A 3,852-nucleotide genomic window follows, 5' to 3' on the forward strand; every position below is an offset into this window, starting at 1 on the left:
GCATAGTAGAACAATGCGATGTCGGAGCCCTGCGCCTTGCGGCCGAAGTCGAGCAGCTTTTCCGTCATCTGGTCGCGGCTGAGATTGGACCCTTCGATCACATCGAAGCCGACATTGCGCAGCGTCGCGGCCATCGTCTTGGCGTCGATCGGCGGGTTCGGCAATTGCGCGACGTTCTTGTAGGAGCCGTTGCCGACGACGAAAGCAACACGGCGGTCGGCCTTCGCGGCACTGACCGACAGTGCCATGCACATCAGCGCGGCGATGAAGGTGAGATAGCGCATCTGAAATCCCCAGAATCGAATTGCAGGCAGCAACAAATTGGCGGCGAACCTACACGAAAACGCCCGGCTTCGCGCTAGCGAAACGACGGTTCGCCCAACCCATTGCTTCGCGGCCGAATGTGCACGATGGAAGCCCCCTTCCAACGTGATCCAGATCACTCTCGGCCACTTTGTTTTTGTCGCGCGAGGCAGCCCGCAGGTTCACGGCGCGCGGGCCGGAGCCGGGGGCGCTGGTTTCAGATTCAGGAGGTTGCCGAACAGGATCAGCGCCGCCCCGAGCACGGTCCAGCCGTCGAGCCGCTCTGAATACAGCAGCCAGCCGGCGGCGGCGGTGAGGGGAACCCGCAGGAAGTCCATCGGGACGACCACCGTCGCGTCCGCGTAGCGCATGGCGCTGGCGAGGCAATAATGCGCGAACGTGCCGCAGACCGAGATCACGGCCACCCAACCCCAGACATAAGTGGGCGGCCAGGCCCAGACATAGAGCGTCGGCAGGAAGCCTGCGACCGACTGGACGACCAGCATCCAGAACAGGACTGCCAGCGCGCTCTCGGTGCGGGTGAGCGATTTGACCAGCGCCATGGACACGCCGAAGCCGACCGCCGCGCCGAGCGCGATCAACTGGCCTTGATTGATCTCGCCGGCCGAGGGCCGCACGATGACGATCACGCCGACGAGGCCGAGCACGATCGCGGCGATCTTCCACGACGTCATGCGCTCGGACAGGAAGCTGGCGGCGAGGATCGCGGTCCAGATCGGCATCGTGAACTCGATCGCCACCACCTGGCCGATCGGAATCAGCGTCAGCGCGAAGAACCAGCCGAGCTGCGAGACGTAGTGGATCAGATTGCGTGCGATGTGCTGGGGAAGGCGCGTGGTCTTGAGCGTCGCGAAGCCGCCGGCGCGCCGGATCATCGGATAGAGCAAGCAGAGGCCGATCAGCGAGCGGACCTCCTGGACCTGGAAGACGTTCATCTCGCGCACGGCCTCGCGGCCCGCGACCGCCATCACCAGCGTCAGCGACAGCCAGCCGGTCATCCACAATGCAGCCATCGTTTTTGACGGAGGGGTGGTCATTGGCGCGGGATGCAGAAGGCAAGAGCGTTGGAGGGCAGGCTGGTATCCGCGACATCAATACGGTTTGCAACGGCCAAAACTGCGGATGCAGCGATGCGCGGGCGCGTGCTAAGGGAAGCTCAACGAGCGAAATGGGAGAAACAGCTCATGCGTATCTTGCAGCCGGCCGAATGGAAAAAACCGCGCGGCTTTTCCCATGGCATCGTGGTCGAAGGGCCGGGCCGCTGGGTGGTGCTGGCCGGACAGACCGGCGGCGACGAGGCGGGCGACTACGCCCCTGACATGGCGGCGCAGGTCGGGGCCGCGCTGAAGCGGATCATCAAGCTCCTGGGCGAGGCCGGCGCCGGCCCCGAGCACATCGTCCGTCTGACCTGGTACCTGACCAGCCGCAGCGAATATGAAGCTGCAGGTGCCGGCATCGGCGCCGCCTGGAAGGAGACGCTGGGGCGCAATTTTCCGCCTTCGACGCTGCTCTACATCGGAGGCCTCGTGGACGACCGGGCCAAGGTCGAGATCGAGGTGACGGCGTTCGTTCCGAGCACATAAAAAAATCGATCCGGCGCGGGCGCCGGATCGATTGTGATGTGGCTGTATCGGCTTAGCGCGACAGCGAGATGTTGGCGCCGCGGAACTGGCTGTCGGCCCTCAGCGAGACCGTCTGCTTGGTGCCGCTCGTCCTCATCGCGAGGTTGGCGTTGAAGCCGGCCGCGCTGACGAGCAGCTCGTAATTCCCGCCGCTGCCGCGGCCCTCGAGCGAGCCGCTGATATTGCGGCTGGCTTCGCTCCAGCTTCCGGTGATGGCGCTGCCCTCGGCCCTGAGGTTGGCTCCAAGGTTGAACTTGTAGGCGTCGCTGGCGCAGGTCAGCGACATCTCCATCGTAGGCCCGATCGGAGTGTATTTGGCGCGGCAGCGGATCCGTTCGGTGGAGCCGTCATCGAGGGTGACGGTGCCGCCGCCGCTCCAGCTGCCCGCCAGCGGGGCAAACGGGCCGGACTGAGCCTTGCTTTCAGTGTTCGCGAACGCTGCCGAAAGCAAAACGGCGGCCGCGATCAGCAGCCGCCGGCCTCCGGCGCGAGCCTCAATTGGTTTATTGGCGCGATGCTTCCCACCGCCCGCTGCACGGTATGCCTCCAGATGCTCCATTCCACTTCCCCGATCCGGCGTTGCCGCTGAGTTGACCGTTGGCATATGCACCATTGATCGAAACTTTCACAAGACCCTCCCGGCCGATGGTGCCGGAAACGTTAGCGCCGGGCGCGGTGATCTTGCCGTCGGAAACCGTCAGCATGGAGCTCGCAGTCGGCTCGCAGGAGCCGGACTTGGTCACGATGGTGACCTGCCAGTTGCCGTCATAGGGGGTCTGGGCGAAGGCGGAGGCGGCGAGGGTGCCGGCGAAAACTGAAGCGGCACAGAACGCCGCGATGCGACCAAAACGCATGAATTCCGTCCTTGAATTTGTCTGATATGCTGACGCTTATTCGGGCGAAATGTGACGGAAATTTGTTGCGATGCCAAATCGAAAATTGTTCCTGTGGAAACAATGGTTTATTTGTGTTCTTGGCTCCAGTTTTTCAAGCAGAATCAATGCGGCTTCACGTTAAGGGTAAACGTCAGGACAGAATCGGTGCGGAGGTCGCGAACTGCTCGTCCTGAACCTTGGCCGGCAACGCCTTGTGGACTTTGACGTAATCGATCACGTCGGCCAGCAATTTGAGCCCGAGCGGGGCGAGCGCGCGCTCCCAGAGCTCGCGGGCGGTCTCGCCCTTCCTGACGAAGCACCATTCCTGCGCGGCGATGGCGCCGGCGTCCATGCGGTCGGCGAGATGATAGATCGTGCCGCCGGCGATCGGATCGCCTTCCTTGATGGTCCATTCCACGGCGGCCTTGCCGCGGTGACGGGGCAGCAGCGAGGGGTGATAGCCGATCCCGCCGAACCTGGCTGCCGCGAGCGCGTCCTTTCCGATCCGGGCATGGCTGTGAGCGGTGATGATCAAATCGGTGTCGGGCGCGATCTCGGAAGCGACCACCAGCTTCGGATTGGCCTGCACCACCACCTCGATGCCGGCCGCCCTGGCGGTCGCGGCGAGGCGGTCCTCGGCATCGGCCACCACGACCCGCGCGATCGACACACTGTGCTCCCGGAGCATGTTCAGGGTGGTTACGCCGAAATGGCGGGAGCCGACGAGGGTAATGCGCATGGGTGTCCGATCTGTCTCGCAACTGCGTCATACCCCCGATAACACGTCAGGGCGCCGTGTCACCACCCGCGGGCCATTTGCGCCGGTTATCAACAATGCGCCGGGCGCGGGACACGATGAATTGCACGATTGCGCGGCCGACCGTTCCGCGGCTACGGCCTGCCGGCCGTATGACCGCTTCGGCGCCGATCGCAAAGTGCCGCGGACCTATTTCTGCGTTACCGACCAGCGTTGCCGTACGGCCACGGTCGGCCGGAAGTGATGGATGAGACGGTTCCTGTGTTTCATTTCG

6 protein-coding genes are annotated in these 3,852 nt (G+C 64.0%); 1 reads left to right on the forward strand and 5 read right to left on the reverse strand.

Features of this window, described 5'->3' with window-relative positions; genetic code table 11:
- A partial coding sequence (locus AC1D00_RS31015; protein WP_477013276.1) for a caspase family protein occupies nt 1-284 on the reverse strand: 284 nt, incomplete at its 3' end.
- Nucleotides 285-485: 201 nt separating this feature from the next.
- The gene (locus tag AC1D00_RS31020) at nt 486-1,361 is read right to left on the reverse strand and encodes a DMT family transporter (RefSeq protein WP_477013277.1); all 876 of its coding nucleotides are present in this window, start codon (nt 1,359-1,361) and stop codon (nt 486-488) included.
- Nucleotides 1,362-1,508: 147 nt separating this feature from the next.
- Between AC1D00_RS31020 and AC1D00_RS31025 the strand changes: the two genes are divergently transcribed.
- Nucleotides 1,509-1,907 carry a RidA family protein gene (locus AC1D00_RS31025; RefSeq protein WP_477013278.1) on the forward strand — a complete coding sequence of 133 codons (399 nt, stop codon included), beginning with the start codon at nt 1,509-1,511 and terminating at the stop codon, nt 1,905-1,907.
- Between the two features lie 52 nt (nt 1,908-1,959).
- Here AC1D00_RS31025 and AC1D00_RS31030 read toward each other — a convergent pair whose 3' ends face one another.
- The 3 genes from AC1D00_RS31030 to AC1D00_RS31040 all read right to left on the reverse strand — a co-directional run bounded on the left by AC1D00_RS31030 (nt 1,960) and on the right by AC1D00_RS31040 (nt 3,560).
- Nucleotides 1,960-2,505, reverse strand: a complete 546-nt coding sequence (locus AC1D00_RS31030) for a hypothetical protein (RefSeq protein ID WP_167770910.1) — start codon at nt 2,503-2,505, stop codon at nt 1,960-1,962.
- On the reverse strand, nt 2,450-2,800 hold the full coding sequence (locus AC1D00_RS31035; protein ID WP_135175324.1) for a hypothetical protein: 351 nt from the start codon (nt 2,798-2,800) through the stop codon (nt 2,450-2,452). Before AC1D00_RS31035 ends, AC1D00_RS31030 begins: the two co-directional genes overlap by 56 nt.
- A 172-nt stretch (nt 2,801-2,972) precedes the next feature.
- Nucleotides 2,973-3,560, reverse strand: coding sequence for a formyltransferase family protein (locus AC1D00_RS31040; RefSeq protein WP_477013279.1), 588 nt, complete (start codon nt 3,558-3,560; stop codon nt 2,973-2,975).
- Between the last annotated feature and the right edge of the window lie 292 nt (nt 3,561-3,852).

The organism is Bradyrhizobium sp. P2_E8 (assembly GCF_056403875.1).

Bases quoted from the DNA above. Each gene is read 5' to 3' on its own strand.
- AC1D00_RS31030 (WP_167770910.1), bottom strand. From the start codon at position 2,505: ATGGAGCATCTGGAGGCATACCGTGCAGCGGGCGGTGGGAAGCATCGC.
- AC1D00_RS31020 (WP_477013277.1), bottom strand. From the start codon at position 1,361: ATGACCACCCCTCCGTCAAAAACGATGGCTGCATTGTGGATGACCGGC.
- AC1D00_RS31025 (WP_477013278.1), top strand. From the start codon at position 1,509: ATGCGTATCTTGCAGCCGGCCGAATGGAAAAAACCGCGCGGCTTTTCC.
- AC1D00_RS31035 (WP_135175324.1), bottom strand. From the start codon at position 2,800: ATGCGTTTTGGTCGCATCGCGGCGTTCTGTGCCGCTTCAGTTTTCGCC.
- AC1D00_RS31040 (WP_477013279.1), bottom strand. From the start codon at position 3,560: ATGCGCATTACCCTCGTCGGCTCCCGCCATTTCGGCGTAACCACCCTG.